The organism is Dyadobacter sp. CY347, assembly GCF_021502655.1.
Taxonomy (GTDB): Bacteria; Bacteroidota; Bacteroidia; order Cytophagales; family Spirosomataceae; genus Dyadobacter.
In genome coordinates this window covers 252,543-270,003 of the sequence record NZ_JAKFFT010000007.1, presented here as the reverse complement: position 1 = coordinate 270,003, position 17,461 = coordinate 252,543, and the positions used below count along the sequence as shown (strand labels likewise).

Here is a 17,461-nt window from a genome sequence, read left to right as displayed (position 1 = left end):
CTCAGTAGGTTTTTAGTAATATTTCGACATTACATATTATAATTCTACTACAACATTTATGCCTGGTTATTTAATCAAACTCCTGAATGCAAAAAGCCGCCTGATGTTAGATCAGACGGCCTTCCTATTTGAGTGCTTTATAAAATGCTAGTTGTAATAGAATTCCCCGAATTCGCTCTTAATGGTCAGTTTTTTAGTATCCGAAGCTTCTACCCTGCCTACGATCTGCGCATCAATGCCAAATGATTTCGAGATCTCGATAACCCGCTCTGCATGCTCTTGTGACAGGTAAATTTCCAGCCTGTGCCCCATATTGAACACTTTATACATTTCCTGCCACTCTGTTCCGCTTTCTTCCCGGATCATTCGGAACAATGGAGGAACCGGAAGGAGGTTATCCTTGATAATGTGAAGGTTATCAACAAAATGTAGAATTTTTGTCTGGGCGCCGCCGCTGCAATGCACCATGCCATGAATTTCCAAGCGCATTTCGTCTAATAATGCTTTGGCAACGGGCGCGTATGTCCTTGTGGGTGAAAGCACAAGCTGGCCCACATTCAATGGTGTTCCCTCAACCGGATCGGTTAATTTTTTTGTTCCGCTGTAAATCAGGTCGGTATTTACTTCCGGGTCGAAGCTTTCCGGATATTTTTCTGCGAGATATTTACCTAAAACGTCATGGCGCGCCGAAGTAAGACCATTACTGCCCATTCCACCATTGTAAACGTCCTCATAAGTTGCTTGTCCGCAGGATGCCAGGCCGACGATCACATCACCAGCCACAATGTTCGCATTATCAACCACTTCCGACCGCTTCATTCTTGCGATCACCGTGCTGTTAACCGTAACGGTTCGCACCAGGTCGCCCACGTCCGCAGTTTCGCCGCCTGTGCTGTAAATCTCAACCCCATAGCTTCGCAACATTTCCAAAACCTCCTCTGCACCATTAATAACCTCAGCGATGACTTCTCCGGGAATGCGGTTTTTATTGCGGTCGATGGTCGACGAATAAAGCATTGGGCCTGTTGCTCCAACGCACAAAAGATCGTCCGTATTCATCACAATCGCATCCTGCGCAATGCCCTTCCAAACTGAAATATCGCCTGTTTCTTTCCAATACAGATAAGCAAGAGATGTTTTCGTACCGGCGCCATCGGCATGCATAATGGTGCAATATTCGGGATCACCAGCCAATGTATCCGGAACGATTTTGCAAAAAGCTTTCGGAAAAAGCCCCTTATCTATCTTTTCAATGGCCTTATGTACATCTTCTTTGGAAGCCGAGACACCGCGTTGCAGATAACGGTCGGTAGTTTTCATTTGAATCTATTTTATTTATTTCTCACAAAAATAGGAAAAAACCCCTCCCGAATGATTTTCCGTTCTATTTCCAAACGATTTCGAAATCTCAAACGATTTCCGTTCACTTAAGTGAACGGCTAACGGCTATTGGGGCGATTGGGGCTATTGGATGATCCGGGATTGGTTGGTTCCCATCCGTATTTCTTCATGAATCGGTCATTTTCTTGCTTGAATGATTTGGTTCGATGATGCGATTCTTGTTTTCTGATATAATTTCTTACAATTTCAACATGCCTTTCGCTTACGCTAACCGCCCAATAATCGTCCTGCCACGTAAATTTTCTGGTGGTCAATTTGTTTTTATTAATCCAAAAAGACGATTCACCTTTAATCAATTGCGCCACTTTGCTGATGGTTTGCTCCCTTTCAAGCGCAACTAAGCAATGAGCATGATCCGTCCACCCATTCACGGAATCAAGGAAAATCCCCTTTTCTCTGGCATTTTCGTACATATGCTCGAAAACTTTCCATCTGATTGAATCATTTAAAACCGGGCGTCTATACTTGGTTGCAAAAACCATATGAACCCAAACTCTCGTCCAACTCATATCAATATTGGTTAATATAAATACCCATTAGACGGAACATCGACATTTCAGTCACACTAAAAAATTTTACCCGATATTTCAAATGCCAGTTTCTCCTCAATTGATCTTAAATTTGTCATGTAATCCGATCTTTTCTCAATTCAAATACATTCTTACATTTTGAAACTCTGGCAAAAAGAAAATACTGTTACTTCTGAAAAAATAGAAAAATTTACTGTTGGGCGGGACCGGGAAATGGACCTGAATCTGGCAGAATATGATGTATTAGGCAACCTGGCGCATGCTAAAATGCTTGAAACAATTGGGTTACTGACTTCTGATGACTTAATAGCACTGGAACAAGAGCTCAAATTGATCCATTCGCAGATCCGGCAGGGCGAGTTTGTGATTGAAGAAGGCGTGGAAGATGTGCATTCCCAAGTAGAACTCCAACTAACCCGCAAACTGGGGGATACAGGCAAGAAAATCCATAGCGGACGGTCGCGGAATGATCAGGTGCTGGTGGACATGAAGTTGTACACGCGTGCACGTTTGTTTGAAGTGGTGCAGGCTACGGAAAAGCTTTTTAATGTGCTGGTTACCCGTTCCGAGGAGCATAAAAATGACCTTTTACCCGGCTATACCCATTTGCAGATCGCTATGCCGTCGTCCTTTGGCCTTTGGTTTGGTGCTTATGCGGAAGGGTTGATCGATGATGTCATCCAGTTAAATGCTGCTTATCGCCTCGCTAACCGCAATCCCTTGGGCTCCGGAGCCGGTTACGGCTCTTCTTTTCCTCTAAACAGAACATTAACGACTGAACTTCTAGGCTTCGAGGGCATGCACCACAATGTTGTGTATGCGCAAATGAGCCGCGGGCGCACGGAACAGGCTGCATTAACGGCTATCGCTTCACTGGCTGCAACCGTTTCCAGGTTAGCGATGGATGTGTGCCTTTATAACAGCCAGAATTTCAGCTTTATCGTTTTGCCCGACGACCTTACAACCGGCAGCAGCATTATGCCGCATAAAAAGAATCCGGACGTGGCGGAATTGCTTCGGGCTAAGACCAACCGGATGAAGGCTTTGCCGATGGAAGTGACAATAGTTCTGAGCAATCTTCCGTCTGGTTATCACAGGGATATGCAGTTGTTGAAAGAAATTTTAATGCCTGCTTTTGATGAAATCCTGGATTGCCTGGACATTGCCGCATTTATGCTGGAACATATGAAAGTGAAGCAAAATCTGCTGGATGATGTCAAATATGACCTTCTTTTCAGTGTGGAACGGGTGAATGAGCTGGTGATCAATGGGGTGCCTTTCCGGGATGCTTACCGCCAGGTTGGAGCGGAAATCGGCGATGGAAGTTACGCTGCGCCACGCGAGTTGAAGCACACGCACGAAGGAAGCATCGGCAACTTGCAAACGGCTGAAATTCAGGAACGTATGAAGCAGGAAATTGCAGCTTTCGGCTATGATAAGGTGACAAGAGCATTGGAAAAATTACTGCAGAACGGATAATCGGACAAAGGAATGTGGCGAAAGATGAATGTGTTGTTCCTGGCTTGCATGCTAATCTCTTTTGGCAAAACCGAAAGCCGATCCATCCGTGAAATTTTACCAGCGGGACCATTGAAAGTGATCCTTTTCCTGGATCCCGAATGTCCGGTTACGAATGCTTATATGAAGGAGATCAAAAGCATTTATGCCGATTACAGTGCCAAAGGTGTGGCGTTCGAAGCGTACTTTCCCATGGAAACTGTTACTGAAAAGGATATTAAAGTTTTTTTGAAAAAATACAATGCAACTTTCCCCGGCTTTACCGATCCCGGATTGCGTAAAGCAACACGTTACAAAGCGACCGTGATGCCGGAAGTGGTTCTGCTCAATGCAAATGGGCTTGTCATTTATCAGGGCGCGATTGATAACTGGTTTTATGCATTGGGAAAAAGCAGGCCGAAAGCGACCGAGCTTTATCTGAGAAATGCGCTGGAAGCAACATTAAATGACAATCCGGTTATGCAAAGCAAAACGCAAGCCATTGGTTGCCTGATCAATATGAAGCTCGATTAACGAAACGGGTAACCTATCAGACCATAAAAAAAGAGGCAGGCCAAGCGGCCCGCCTCTTTTCATTATAACTAAATCTAAAAATATAAAATCAAGGTCTATCCCACCAAACACGGCCTGCTGCGCTGGTCAGGTCACCGAAACCAGGCATCGCTGCCATGGCGTCGTAGGCTGCTTTTTTGTTTGCGTAGTTCGGATCTGATTGCGAAGGCAATGTGATCGGCGCCCGGCGCGGAACTACCAGCGGAACATTCAGATAGGTCAGTTTTGGCAGAGGCACGATGGAAGTTTCGTTAGGGAATCCCGTACGTTTGTAAAGTGCCCAACCTTCCTGTGGCTGTTTCATGAAGTTCAGATAGCTCTGGCTCGCGATCTGGTCCATTGCTTTTGCTGTTTCGAAAGCGATGCCCGGCTTTGCAAGATATGCAGTGATCTCATCTGACGTTGTTGGCGTGTAGTCCGTCAATTTTGAATTAACACCTACCTGATTATACCATTCCAAAGAGCTTTTCACACCTGCTTCGTACCACGTTTTTGCTGCCGCTGCGCCTGTTGTTTTCAATGCAATTTCAGCACGCATAAAGCAATATTCAGCATATGTGATCACAGGAAGATAGGACTGTCCAGTTCCTGCATTTCCGGCTGCATCTGCTTTTCCAGTGCTGAACAAGCGAGGCTGGATCAACGACAATGTATCTATATTCTCTTTATTGGAAGTAATCACTTTTTGCGTGTAATAACGCTGAATGATAGCCGTTTGTCTTGCCTCGTCCGGGCTTGTGAAGCTTCCCACATAACGTCTTCCCGCTGTTGTACCGGCTGGAAGTTTTTTCTCTGCAATGAGCAGGTTAATGTTAGCCTGCGAATATTCGTTTGGCGTAAAGAATGCGTCGATACGGGGATCGCTTTTTTCCCACATGAAATCCACCATTGGTTTCGGCGCTCTCAACTCATCCGTATTCCAGTTACCGCCGCCGGCGTCGCCTGTGAATGTTGCGTTTCCGATGAAAATCCATGCATCCGAATTATCCGCCATCAAATCGCTTGCAGGCTGTGCCAAAACTTCCGTAATGATCGCATTTCCAGCCGCCGCGTCTGCTTTCTGAACGCGCATAGCCATTCTCAAACGAAGTGCATTCGCCGCTTTGATCCATTTCAGCGGATCACCTTTGTAATATTGATCGTAAGCTCCCAGAGAATATTGAGGAACTGCGGGAGAAACTTTTAATGCAGCAACGGCAGCTTTGATCTCTCCGTCCAGACGTGCGAACAATTCTGGCTGGGTATCGTATTTAGGCTGAAGTGTTCCGCCATAACGTCCCTGAAATGCTTCCGAATAAGGAATGCTTCCATAGATATCCGATACATAAAATGCATAGTAAGCTCTCAGGATGCGGGCTATCTGGATCATCTGATCATAGCGTGGCTGCTCTTCCGGTTCCAGTTTCGCAACAAGTTGTTCCAGGTCGTACAATCTGTCCCCAACACCATTGTAAAGCCTTCCGTAACGGTTGGCGAAGTTGTCGAAGTTCAACGTGAACGATCCCTGGTTACCATTCAGCAACGTGTTGTACTGCATCCAGGGCATAATACGACGGTATAAGTCATAAAATGCTTCGAAATCCTGTCCGTGAATACCAGTCGTTGCATTCAGAAACTGGTTCTGAGGCGGAATTTCAGTAAGGGCATCCGGGTTTTTGTTAATGTCCACAAATGCATCCTTTTCGCAGGAGGAAAGAAATCCAACGGCGGCTAACAAGAATATCTTACTACTTCTAAATTTCATAACAAATTTTATTTTGAATGGGCTGTAACAACTCAGGATCACAATCCTACACTCACAGAAACACCTAGGTTACGTGAGAACGGAAGACCACCATATTCCATAAATTCACCCGCTTTGTTGCTGTACAAACCTTCCGGGTTGATACCGTCTTTCGCTGTGCGATACAAATAGCCTAGGTTACGTCCAACCAAACTCACACGCAGGGACTGAATCTTTGCTTTTCCAAGCAGGGAAGCAGGAACATTATATCCTACCGAAACTTCACGAAGTGAAACCCATGAGTTTTCGAATGTAGAATATTCGCGGATACCCGATGACCATTGCGTAAGGTTCATATAATAAGCGTAAGCTGGGATTGGCTTCACATAACCCGCCGTAACGGCATCTGCATATGACATTCCTCCCAAATCTTTCGGAGCGCCGTCCACCACAACCTGGAATCCATTGGCCAGAACGCCCTCAGGAATGATACCATCTGTTCTTACAGTGCCTTGCGCATCTGTAAATGTTACGCCGCCCAATTCCGGATTACGACCTGGAAGTGTGAATGCAAATGATCCCAATGAAGAACCGTACTGGTGCGTTGCAGATGACATCAAACCGCCGATCTTCGCATCAGCCTGAACCGTGGCAGTGAAGTTTTTGTAACGAATGCTGTTCACGTTGCTGGCCAGGAATTTCTCCATCACAGACCCTAATTCTTTATCCGCTTTCGATCCGTATGAACCATTGCGCACGTAACCGATTCCACCTTCACCAGAAATGGCACCGATTACTTTTTGACCATTAGCTGGGTTGTTTGCATCAGCAGATTCGTAGATCGCGAAACCGTAAGGGGTAATGATCGTTCCGTAATCTTTTCCAACTCTCGCTACCGACTTAATGTCAGCACCAAAACCCAGGTTCAACTCGTAAGTATCTGTTCCCTGAACCAGTTCCAAAACTTTGTTGCGGTTACGGGAGAAGTTAATGCTTGTATTCCATTCGAAATCAGCCTTTTTAATCGGCGTAGCCGTAAGCAAAATCTCAACCCCTTTGTTCTGGATCCTACCAGCATTTACAATTCTGCTGCTTACACCCGATTCAGTGGTTGTGTTTAAGCTAAGGATCTCGTTCTTCGTGATTTTGTTGTAATAGGTCGCGTCAATTCCCAAACGGTTGTTGAAGAAACGAACGTCAGCACCAAATTCAACTTCTCTTGCCAGACGGTTTTTCAAACCATAGTTAGGAAGCGTGTTAGGATCTCTGAAACCCGACAAGTTTACCTGGCTTCCGTCTGCCTGTGTATAAGCAGGTTTTGGCTCATAAACACCTGTTTGGTTGGTTGACCATGCTTCTGTATCACCACCTGTGTAACCCAAGCTGGCTCTTACTTTACCAAATGACAACCATGATGGGAGGTCCTTCAATGATTCAGTTGCGATCCAGGAAAGTCCTACTGAGGGATAAGAGTAAATATAGTCACCGCTTCCGTTTGCATAGGTCAATGTTGAAGACCAGTCTGTACGATAGCTGGCGCTCAATGTTAACGCGTCTTTGAACGTCAGGTCACCATAAGCATAAAGCGCGTCGATCCTTTTCGAAGGCGTAAGCGCAATGCTTTCTGTTTTCAGAATATTGATACTGTTTGACAAAGAGTAAACATCAGGAACGCGAAGACCGCCATCTGTTCTCATATCAAACTTACGACCACCGATCAGACGGTTTGTTTCTCCACCCGCCGAAAGGCTGAAATTGAAGTTGTCACCAATCTGGCGCGTTGCTGTAACCAATCCCTGGAAACGTGTCTGGGTTTTGTTTTCAGAATACTCACGATATTCCCCGCCGGAGAAGTTCACATTGTCTCCCCTGTTTTGGTTGTTACCCGTGTACAATTCGTTCTGAACGTTACCACGAACCAGGAAGCTCAACCAGTCTGTAATGTTACCAGTCAAATCAACATTTCCCCTGAACACTTTTTCGTTACGGAATTGTCTGTATTCAAATGTCTGGAACATGAACTCCGTAATATTGTAAGGGTCAGCCGAAGCACCTCTGCGGCGGCCACCAGCAACTGGATCAAGGTAATTTTTCGACCAGTAATCAATGTCCATGTTACGCGGACGGTTGTATACAAAACGGAAAACCGGGTTATAGTTACCGCCCTGACGGATCGGGTTCACCATGTCGTTATCTGTATAATCCGCACTTACGTCCAGATTAAGCACTTTCCCGATTTTCTGGGTTCCGCGGATGTTGAAGTTGTTTCTTTTCAATTCCGTTCCGGCAGCCATGATAGACGTATTTTTCAAAGTCGAGAACGATGCACGGAATGTGCTGCGTTCGTTACCGCCTTCAATTGCCAGGTTATGGTTGATGTATTTTCCAGTCTGGAAGAAACTCAAAGGATCATTGGCTTTCCATTCTACCATACGGCCATCCAGGTCGCGCACTTGCTGGCCTTCAAATTTAGGACCATAAGAGAACGGGAAGTTTGCACGGTCCACCTCAGGAACACCGTCAGCGCCGGGTGCAAATGTTGAGCTCAAACCTGCACCATATTCATTTTGCAGGTCAAGGAAACGATATGCATTCTCAAAAGTTGAAGTGTGATTATAAGTAACACCCAACCCTTTATCCTGACGGCCTTTTTTGGTTTGTACAACCACAACACCATTTAAAGCCTCAGAACCGTAAAGCGAACTTGCAGCAGAACCTTTTAACACGGTCATAGACTCGATGTTGTCCGGGTTGATGTTTTTCATAATGTTACCAAAATCCTGCGCAGCTCCCCATGAATCGGCTCCTGATGTTCCCGGGCGGATAAGCACACCGTCCACAACGAAAAGAGGCTGAGTATTAGGGCTTAAAGATGCGTTACCGCGGATACGGATACGCGAAGAGGACATTGGACCACCCGTTCCCTGGTTGATCATCACCCCTGCCACTTTACCCTGAAGCGCGTTCACCATGTTGGCGTTGGCTGTTCTGGTAATGTCATTTCCCTGCACAGATTGTACAGAGTAAGCAAGCTTTCTCGCTTCCGTAGACATACCAAAACCGGTAACAACTACTTCATTCAGTGTTTTGTTGTCTTCTTCCAGACTCACTGAAAGCTGGCTTGCATTGCCCACTGTCACTTCTTTGCTGATGTAGCCAATTGAAGAGAAAACAATGACGGAAGTAGCGGAAGGCGCGTTCACGCTAAATTGTCCATTGGCATCCGTAGCACCGCCAATATTGGTTCCTTTCACAAGGTAGGAAACGCCAGGCAAAGGGTTTTGATCCTTGTCCAGCACCGTTCCATTAACGGTTTTTCTGTCCTGGGCCATGCTCCATGTGCTCCCGACAAGCAGGAGAAGCAAGGTTACCAGACGTGTTAAAGTCGTAAACTTTTGTCTCATGGTAAACTTTAGTGGTTAAATAAAGGTGGCTTGATTCCCATACCTATGACCTGCCCTAAAAAGATTTTCAAAGTGAATAGCCTAATTGTTAACAGCATAAGTATTGATGGATCAAAATAAATATAAATATTAACAAAAACATAACATTTATTAAAAAAAATTAATAATAAGCATACAAACTAAGTAGACTGTTTGGCCAATTCGTTATTCGACCTTTATTTTAGACAGTAAATGCCGGCCAACCAACTCGCCCTGCTGCTGTCCATTGACGATGGAAGACCTGTAATGTATCCCTCCATAAAACCTGCTGATGCCCGCTTCTTCGGCAGCGGCATGAAATGACTTAAAAGCACGCACAGGCAATCCATAGTCCGTTTCTGTATGGTCCTCGAAAGGAAAAACGTCTCCCAGAATTGAGGTTAATACGACTGCCGCTGCTGCGGAAATTACGCTATGACCGCTGGTATACTCCGGAAAAGGCGGTGTTTGCAGCATAGGACGCCATTTTTCATCTATATAAGCATTAATAACAGTTTCGGGCCGGATAAACTGGCTTCTGTATTTTTCATCCCAGCAACTGATGAATGCATCGAATAAGGCCATGGAAGTCAGCATGTAAGCGGCTGTCGTCTCGTGCCAGTTTTTGGCTTTGCTTTCCATCGCTTGTCCCGCAATGGATATCCAGTGACCGCCGGGAGACAATTTTTTTGTGGCAAAATTAAGATGGCCTTGTGTGTTGAGATAAAATGGATTACAGTCCCAAAAGCTTGCAATCAGGACCTGTTCTTTGCCTAGTTTTTGGGTAACATTGTAAACCTCCCGAACCTCTTTCATAAAAATACTCGCCGTATCCGTGCTGAATGCCGGTGGCGGCACAGGTTTGAACTGACCGGCAGAATCCAGGCTAACTGGCCTAATCTGAGACCAGTAAGGCTCCACGGCATCAATGAAGCCGGGCGGTGTTGGCGTCCATTTGCCCTTTTGCTTGCTGTAAGCATACCGACGCTTTGCCCGCGTTTTCGCATAATTATCTCGCGCAGACCAGGTTAATATGCTGTCCGCCACCGCCTGCCCCAATCTCATGGAATTATTATAGACCAATGTATCCTTCTCACGGAAGTCGCTCAGGATCACACGGATGCTGTCAGCTAGTAAATGCTCCGAGAACACCAGGCTGCCTCCTGTTTTGAAGAATGCATAGACCGCTGCGAGTTCATAGTTGATCTTTTTGTCACTTTTCAAACCTTGCAGATTGGGAAAATCCGGGATTTGGCCGTGCATGGTGCGGGAGCTTTTATCCTGCATCACCAGCGTTTCATAAGCAGCGACATTGGCATATAAATAGATCCTGCTGGCAACGGGAGGCGAAAATATATCATACACAATCACCCTTGTAAGGTTTTTTTCAGCCCGATGCAAAAGCCTGGGCGACGGGCCTGTTGTGGCGGCAATGCTTGCCAAGCGCCCCGCCAGAAGCAATGTCAACAGCACATAACATGTAAACTTTCCCCTCATTTCTTACCCGTTTGTTCAAATATCACTGGCTCGCCATTATTAACGGACAACACTATACGCTTACCATCCACCGCAACGCCGCTACGGACTTCCCCACCCGCCCAGAAACCGGATTTTGCGGGATTTATTGTTTCGTATTGAAATGGTGCAACTTGCCGCAATGTTACGCCCACCGATGCATCGCAAGGGCCTAGCTGAACACGATATGGCGAAAAGTTACCTGCTAAAAGTAAATCGGTTTTGTTGTCGCTGTCGATATCCATCGGAATGATGGCGCTCACCCGGGAAATTTGCGCTTCCTGGGGAAGTTCGTGTTTTTTGAATTCGAAGTTGCCTTTGTTTTCGAGGATAATGCTGTTTAATTGTTTGCAATAGACCTTGCTACTTTTTTCAATGGCCTCATTGCCAAATACATCTGCCACAGCTGCGTCTGCATAGAGCGCATAGCTCGTATATTTTCGTTTCAAGGCAGGCATTTGATCCAGCATTTCATCACGGGAAAACATTGGGTAACTTTTGTCACCAATAAAATAAGTACAAACAGGATCTACGACGCCGTTTTTGTCAAAATCATCATAATAAATCGTCACAGGCTTCTCCGCAGATGCTTTGTATTGATTGTTCAGGCCGCCGTTTCCCAGAACGAAATCCAAGTCGCCGTCATTGTCAAGATCTATGGGCATAATTGCAGCCCACATGCCGTCGCTGTCTTTCAGTTCTAACGAAGGTTTTTCATTGAATGCATTTCCTGTGTTTTGATAAACTTTAACAGGCATCCAATCGCCAGCCAGCAGCAGGTCGGGCTTTTTATCATTGTCAAAATCATTAAAAACGGCGCTTGTAACCATTCCCGGATTGAGCAAATCTTTTGACCAGTCAGCAGTAACATCCGTAAATTTCACATGGCTTCCCTCGCTGTCATTTCTTAAAATATAACTTCTCGCGGCCTTTGGAAAAGAGCCTGGAATGGCCCGTCCGCCTACGAAAAGGTCCATATCGCCATCCCCGTCAATGTCTGCATTAACGGCGCATTGCTTAGGATTTTTCATCGATGGCAATGCAAGGACTTCTTCGTGAAAAATGCCTTTCCCATCATTGATATACAAATGATCCCGATATTCAGGCGACTGGTCCTCGAACTCATTGCCGCCGCTGACGATATATAAATCCTGGTCGCCATCCCGGTCTGCATCAAAAAACAATGCATTCACTTCCTCGCAAGCCGCATTCTGCCGCCAGGGCTGGGCATTAGCGCCTTCAAACTTCCCATCTGGTTTTTGTAAATACAGGACGCCAAACTGATTGGAAGCGCCGCCAAAAAACAAATCCGCCAGACCGTCCCCATTCACATCCGCCTCCGCCAACGCCGGACCGAACTTGGATAGCTGATAAGGCAAAAGCACTTCCACCTTAAAGTCAACGAATTCATTTTCATTGTGAACAAAGTCAATTCCAATACTCTGAGCCGCAACTTTTTGCAATGTTGCTTTTGAAATAGATGCTTCCTGATTTTTTGTGGCTTCACTTGCGTCCGATTCTTTCAAAGTCAGGACTTTTGCGGCCGGATTCATTAACATTGTCACTTTCCCGGAAGGCCAAATCACTTTCAGCGAATCAATCCTTTCTGTTTTCCCCAAACCAAAATGCAGGTCGGCTGTTACAGTCGCCTGGTAACCCCGCACCGGATAAAGCTCTGCGTATTGCGTGATGCCATTGGCATAAACCCAAACTTTGCTCCCCAAAGCCTGTGTATTTTGCCCCGCGCCGGAAAGCCTGATTGTCAGTCCTTTTTGGTCACTGTTATTTTGATAAATCGAAACAGGCTCATTCACATTGGATATCACAATGTCCAGATCGCCGTCGCCGTCAAAATCTGCATAAGCTGCTGCATTGGAAACCGCGTTTTCATTAAAGCCCCAATTTTTGGAAACATCTTCAAACGCAAATTGCTTCGAGCTGTCAGCTGTGTTGCGGAATAAATAATTTCGCAGCTTATTGGAAGGCATTTTCCGGACCAGACTGTATGTCTTGAAATTCAGGTTCCCCTTCCCTACTTCCTTCATTTGCTCGTCCGCGACCGTGTATTTCAGGAAATCCATATTGGTAAAATCGCGCAGATAGCCATTGGTAATGAGCAGATCTTTCCAACCATCATTGTCCAGATCGGCCATTAATCCTGCCCAGCTCCAATCCGTGTTGGAAACACCCGCCATTTGTCCGATTTCGCTGAATTTAACATTGCCGTCAGCATCCGTGCCGCGGTTCAGATGCAGCATATTACGCATATTCTGATGATAGTAACCGCTGTCGAGCAGCAAATGATATTGGTCGTACACGTCGGGGCCTTTGAGCAATTTCTGTCTGTGATTGTCCTCCGGGAGCATGTCCAATGTGAGCACGTCTGGTTTACCGTCATTATTAAAATCACTCACGTCCGCGCCCATGGAAAATTTGGAAACGTGTGTAAATGACTTTTTCAGCGATTCTGTAAATGTCCCGTTTTTGTTGTTGACATAATAACAATCCACTTCCGTGTAATCGCTCGTCGTGTAAAGATCCGGCCAGCCGTCCTGGTTCATGTCGGCCACAATCACGCTCAGACCAAAATTCAATGCATTGTTGATAATGCCTGCTGCTTTGGTAACATCTTTGAATTTCAGTTTGCCCTGCTCGCTAATGTTCTCAAAAAGCCTGTTTCCATAATAGGGATTGGGCGTTGCACGCATTGCGCGGGTGTTCAGGAACGGGTTAACCGTATGATTGGAGTGGTTCAAAAGGAACATATCCAGGTCGCCATCCTTATCATAATCAAAAAAAGCAGCCTGCGTAGATTGCGAACCAATGGCATTCAAACCAGACTCAACCGCCATTTCCTTAAAAACCGGAACGCCGTTTTTGATCCCCTGATTAATAAAAAGCTCATTATTACGGTCGGAAAGCTTCCTGAAAAATCCGGAATGGCAGACGTAAATGTCCAGCAGCCCATCACCATTCACATCCGCGACGCTCACGCCCGTTGACCAGGTTCCGTTGCCTTCTATTTTTGCTTTTTTACTAATGTCCTCAAAGCCGATTTTCCCGTTTGCCGACTTATTGATATATAACTTATTAGCAACCGTATTTCCTGAGATAAAAAGATCCGGCGCACCATCATTATTGAAATCGCCGATTCCGATGCCGTTGCCATTGTAGAGATATTCGTAACGGAAAATGTGCAGCGAATCATTCTCCTCGATCTTGTTGATAAAATTTACTTTTGTGTCTTTGGGTGACAAAAGTGTGAAGAGGCTTTGCGTCTGGCCCGGCGTAGCGATGCCGAGAAGGGAAATCAGAAAAATGAGAAAAACGTATAGTTTACCCACGTATCAATGTTTACCCGTTGAAATTCAATTCCATTTAAAGACCAGATTTTCATCTCCGGCCTCACGCTCTACATACATTAAAATCAAAGTCATCATTTCCTGGTCACTCCGCATATTCCCTGTTGACATCACCAGTTCCGGTGGGCTGTGCGGGTTGGCGGGATTGGCAGCCGTGTTGTCATAAGTGCCTTCTACATGCACCACAGCGCCTTTTGGTAATAATAATGGCTTTTTGTATTTATAAATTTCCTGCCAGCGAAAGTCCCACGCAGGAACATGCACCAGCTTCACCGTATCTCCCGCTGCCGTAGTCGCATAGGCTTTAAATTCCTTGCCCAGGTAATGCATATGCGGCCAGGCATACAGCAACGAAACGTCGGGCTGATTATTGGCGATCCGCAAACGGAAGCTTTTGACCTCATCCGCAAAAATCATGAACGGCGGGCTAATGTCCTTCTCCCCGATCCCGCCGGAGCCCAGGCTGATCACTTTCACTTTCCGCTTGATGGGTGTTTTTTTGAAGAAAATATTCACGCCGTCAATGCTTTCCGCATCCAGGGAAGAGGGTCCGAAATGCACGGTTACGAGCACGACGCCACGTTTTGGCATCACCCAACCCATGTCTTCCGGGTAAGTTTCGACGGTGGTTCCGGGAATCCAGCCGCCATAGTAAGTCATTTCTTTTTTGTATTTGACCCACTCATAATATTTGTCACCGGAAGGCCCGCTAAGGTCTACAAAATCCACTGTGTTAGTAAGATCAATAGCAGGATCGCTAACCGGGTGGATCGCGAAATTGGCATGGTGAATAAGTTTTTTATTATTAGAAGTAAATTCAATGGCCTCAACATTAGCCTCTTGCGCCATTTCGAAAGGAATCTTGAACATTACAAAACGCTCTGCCGCATCGCCCTTCACCATAAACGGCTCCTGCATTTTCAAAGAAAGATCTGGCTTGCGCTTATAAGCTGTCCCCGCATTGACCCGCGCCTGCAAATCCTGCTCCGCTTTCAGATTCTGCTTTCCTTTGGGCGCGCCGCCATCGATCCAGCTTACAATGGTTTTAATGTCCTTGTCGCTCAGCGAGCGGTCATTGGCAAAGGAATTATAATGGTTATCCGCTTTCCAGGGCGGCATATAGCGCGAACTTACGACCTCCTTTATGAACTTGGATCGCTTCGTTACGTCTTCAAAAGTAATGAGGGAAAATGGCGCCGCTTCGCCAGCCCGGTGGCACGGCACGCAATTGGCATGAATGATGGGCTGGACATCCTTATAAAACTCCGGAACCTGGCCTGCACAAAAATCACACAACAACAAAAGCACAAACAAAAGGCCTTTTCGGAACGGCATGGTACTGAGTGGGTTTACGCCACGCAATTTAATAATAGAAAATTGATTTTAAAATAATTTAAGAAAGGGTTGGTGAACTTATATCTTGTCTAAATCACTAATAGGCAATACGAGAACTTCACTTCTTTTTTGGAATTCTTTTCCTCCATAAATTAAGTTGAGGTTCGCGTTATCAGCTATTTTTTTGAAATGGTTTAACCCATTGAAGAAGTCGCTTTGAATGGTTTTGCCAGATTTGATTTCAACAGCTTTCAACGCTATCCCGTCCTGAATCAATAAGTCGATTTCATTTTGGCTATAATCACGCCAAAAATAAAAATGCGGCTGTTTTCCTTGATTTAATACATTCTTCTGGAGCTCATTGATTACCAGGTTTTCATATAAAGCGCCCTTCGCGAAATGTAAGTTCAATTGCTCTAAACTGCTTATTCCAAGCAAATGTGCAGCCAGCCCGACATCATAAAAATAAACCTTAGGCGTGCTCACAATACGCTTGCTGAAATTTTGGTAATAAGGTTGAAGACGAAATGCGATAAAGGACGTTTCGAGGACTGACAGCCATGCATTGACTGTTTTATTATCAAGCCCCAGTTCAACGCCTAAGCTTTGCTGATTGAATAATTGCCCGATTCTGCCAGCCAAAAGCTGGATAAAGCGCTGAAAAAGCCCAAGGTCGAGTATATTTTTAACCTGCCTCACGTCACGTTCGATATAAGTCCTCAGATAATTATCATAGAATGTCGGGGCATCGCTTTCATCAACGAGCTTGCGCGGATAAGAGCCAGACAAGATATATTCTTCCCAGCTTTCGGGCTGATAGGCTGTATTTTTCAACTCACTCAGGGAAAATGGAAGCAGATAAAAGATGGCAACCCTGCCCGCCAGAGATTGCGTAATCTGTTCCAGCATCAGAAAATTCTGCGAGCCGGTGAGAATGTACTCACCCTTTCGCTTGCGTTCATCTGTATAAACCTGAAGATAAGAAAATAGCTCAGGGACATATTGAGCTTCGTCAATAATGACGCCATTTTGATAAGTTTCCAAAAATCCTACGGGATCATCCTTAGCAAATGCCCGGGCGCTCAGGTTTTCCAGATTTACATATTGATAATCTGGTCTGACCATTTTCGCGAGCGTCGTTTTGCCAGATTGCCTGGGTCCGGTAATACTGATAACGGGATACTTATCCAGCATCTCGCTAAGTTTTGTAATGAGCTCTCTTTGAATCATTTGTAAATTTAGGAATTCAATTCCTAAATTTACAAATGATTATTTTAGGATTTGATATTTGTGAGAATTATATCGTAATCACTGTCCCTGCCGCCGACCTCGCAGCTTCCAGCAAATCATCCGCATGGCAAATGGTAACCTGCTTAACGCCTTCATTTAAGGCTTCGAATGCACTTTCCAGTTTTGGGATCATGCCTTTGTTGATGATGCCGGATGATTTGTAGTCGGCATAGGAAGCTGGGTTGAGGTTGGAAATGACGGCATTGTCATCGTCCGGATCGGATAGGACGCCTTTTTTCTCGAAACAGTAAATCAGGTTTACTTCGAATAGTTCTGCCATGGCGACGGCCGTTGCGGAGGCTATGGTGTCGGCATTGGTGTTGAGGAGTAATCCTTCTGAGCTGTACGTCAGCGGGGCGATGACGGGAATGAGGTTGCTGGCCAGTAATGCATTCACTTGCATTGCATTTACTTCTTCAATATCTCCCACAAAGCCATAATCAATGGTTTTCACAGGTCTTTTGACCGAACGTATGATGCCGCCGTCAGCGCCGGTAAGCCCGATGGCGTTGCAGCTCAATGCTTGCAGCTGTGCAACAAGATTTTTATTGACCAATCCACCGTAAACCATTGTTACAACGTCCAGCATGGCTTTATCCGTGATCCTGCGGCCCTCTACCATCTGCGTTTCGATCTGCAATTTGGCGGCCATCTGCGTCGCTACTTTTCCGCCGCCGTGGACGAGGATTTTAGGAGCATCGAGTTTAGCAAAGTCTTTCAGGAAACGTGTGCAGGCTTCGGGGTTGTCGATTACATTACCGCCGATTTTAACGACATAAAGGGCTTGGGACATTGTAGTGGGATTTTATGCTG

At 45.6% G+C, this 17,461-nt stretch carries 11 protein-coding genes; 2 read left to right on the top strand and 9 right to left on the bottom strand.

Annotation, left to right across the window (positions count from 1 at the left end):
* Window positions 1–147: 147 nt before the first annotated feature.
* Window positions 148–1,320: an AIR synthase related protein gene (locus L0659_RS16880; RefSeq protein WP_235127792.1), complete on the bottom strand. Its 1,173-nt coding sequence runs from the start codon at window positions 1,318–1,320 to the stop codon at window positions 148–150.
* Between the two features lie 119 nt (window positions 1,321–1,439).
* Window positions 1,440–1,910: an IS200/IS605 family transposase gene (gene tnpA / locus L0659_RS16875; protein ID WP_235127791.1), complete on the bottom strand. Its 471-nt coding sequence runs from the start codon at window positions 1,908–1,910 to the stop codon at window positions 1,440–1,442.
* Between the two features lie 159 nt (window positions 1,911–2,069).
* On the opposite strand from tnpA, the gene argH reads away from it, so the two are divergent.
* Window positions 2,070–3,410, top strand: coding sequence for an argininosuccinate lyase (gene argH, locus L0659_RS16870; RefSeq protein WP_235127790.1), 1,341 nt, complete (start codon window positions 2,070–2,072; stop codon window positions 3,408–3,410).
* Window positions 3,411–3,422: 12 nt separating this feature from the next.
* The gene (locus L0659_RS16865) at window positions 3,423–3,962 is read left to right on the top strand and encodes a redoxin domain-containing protein (RefSeq protein WP_235127789.1); all 540 of its coding nucleotides are present in this window, start codon (window positions 3,423–3,425) and stop codon (window positions 3,960–3,962) included.
* Window positions 3,963–4,050: 88 nt separating this feature from the next.
* On the opposite strand, the gene L0659_RS16860 is transcribed toward L0659_RS16865, so the two are convergent.
* The 7 genes from L0659_RS16860 to argB all read right to left on the bottom strand — a co-directional run bounded on the left by L0659_RS16860 (window position 4,051) and on the right by argB (window position 17,441).
* Window positions 4,051–5,745, bottom strand: coding sequence for a SusD/RagB family nutrient-binding outer membrane lipoprotein (locus tag L0659_RS16860; RefSeq protein ID WP_235127788.1), 1,695 nt, complete (start codon window positions 5,743–5,745; stop codon window positions 4,051–4,053).
* A 38-nt stretch (window positions 5,746–5,783) separates the two neighbouring features.
* Complete coding sequence (locus L0659_RS16855) at window positions 5,784–9,128, bottom strand: SusC/RagA family TonB-linked outer membrane protein (protein ID WP_235127787.1); 3,345 nt, start codon at window positions 9,126–9,128, stop codon at window positions 5,784–5,786.
* A 204-nt stretch (window positions 9,129–9,332) separates the two neighbouring features.
* The gene (locus L0659_RS16850; protein WP_235127786.1) at window positions 9,333–10,643 is read right to left on the bottom strand and encodes a vanadium-dependent haloperoxidase; all 1,311 of its coding nucleotides are present in this window, start codon (window positions 10,641–10,643) and stop codon (window positions 9,333–9,335) included.
* On the bottom strand, window positions 10,640–14,005 hold the full coding sequence (locus tag L0659_RS16845) for a VCBS repeat-containing protein (RefSeq protein ID WP_235127785.1): 3,366 nt from the start codon (window positions 14,003–14,005) through the stop codon (window positions 10,640–10,642). Before L0659_RS16845 ends, L0659_RS16850 begins: the two co-directional genes overlap by 4 nt.
* Before the next feature lie 24 nt (window positions 14,006–14,029).
* Window positions 14,030–15,358 (bottom strand): cytochrome c, encoded by a 1,329-nt coding sequence (locus L0659_RS16840; RefSeq protein ID WP_235127784.1) that lies wholly within the window; start codon window positions 15,356–15,358, stop codon window positions 14,030–14,032.
* Between the two features lie 78 nt (window positions 15,359–15,436).
* The gene (locus L0659_RS16835) at window positions 15,437–16,588 is read right to left on the bottom strand and encodes an ATP-binding protein (RefSeq protein ID WP_235127783.1); all 1,152 of its coding nucleotides are present in this window, start codon (window positions 16,586–16,588) and stop codon (window positions 15,437–15,439) included.
* Between the two features lie 67 nt (window positions 16,589–16,655).
* Entirely contained in the window at window positions 16,656–17,441 is a 786-nt protein-coding gene (argB, locus tag L0659_RS16830) for an acetylglutamate kinase (RefSeq protein ID WP_235127782.1), read from the bottom strand.
* Window positions 17,442–17,461: the final 20 nt, after the last annotated feature.

Excerpts from the sequence above, each read along its gene's own strand:
- L0659_RS16880 (WP_235127792.1), bottom strand. The coding sequence starts at position 1,320 with ATGAAAACTACCGACCGTTATCTGCAACGCGGTGTCTCGGCTTCCAAA.
- tnpA (WP_235127791.1), bottom strand. The coding sequence starts at position 1,910 with ATGAGTTGGACGAGAGTTTGGGTTCATATGGTTTTTGCAACCAAGTAT.
- L0659_RS16865 (WP_235127789.1), top strand. The coding sequence starts at position 3,423 with ATGTGGCGAAAGATGAATGTGTTGTTCCTGGCTTGCATGCTAATCTCT.
- L0659_RS16860 (WP_235127788.1), bottom strand. The coding sequence starts at position 5,745 with ATGAAATTTAGAAGTAGTAAGATATTCTTGTTAGCCGCCGTTGGATTT.
- L0659_RS16855 (WP_235127787.1), bottom strand. The coding sequence starts at position 9,128 with ATGAGACAAAAGTTTACGACTTTAACACGTCTGGTAACCTTGCTTCTC.
- L0659_RS16850 (WP_235127786.1), bottom strand. The coding sequence starts at position 10,643 with ATGAGGGGAAAGTTTACATGTTATGTGCTGTTGACATTGCTTCTGGCG.
- L0659_RS16840 (WP_235127784.1), bottom strand. The coding sequence starts at position 15,358 with ATGCCGTTCCGAAAAGGCCTTTTGTTTGTGCTTTTGTTGTTGTGTGAT.
- L0659_RS16835 (WP_235127783.1), bottom strand. The coding sequence starts at position 16,588 with ATGATTCAAAGAGAGCTCATTACAAAACTTAGCGAGATGCTGGATAAG.
- argB (WP_235127782.1), bottom strand. The coding sequence starts at position 17,441 with ATGTCCCAAGCCCTTTATGTCGTTAAAATCGGCGGTAATGTAATCGAC.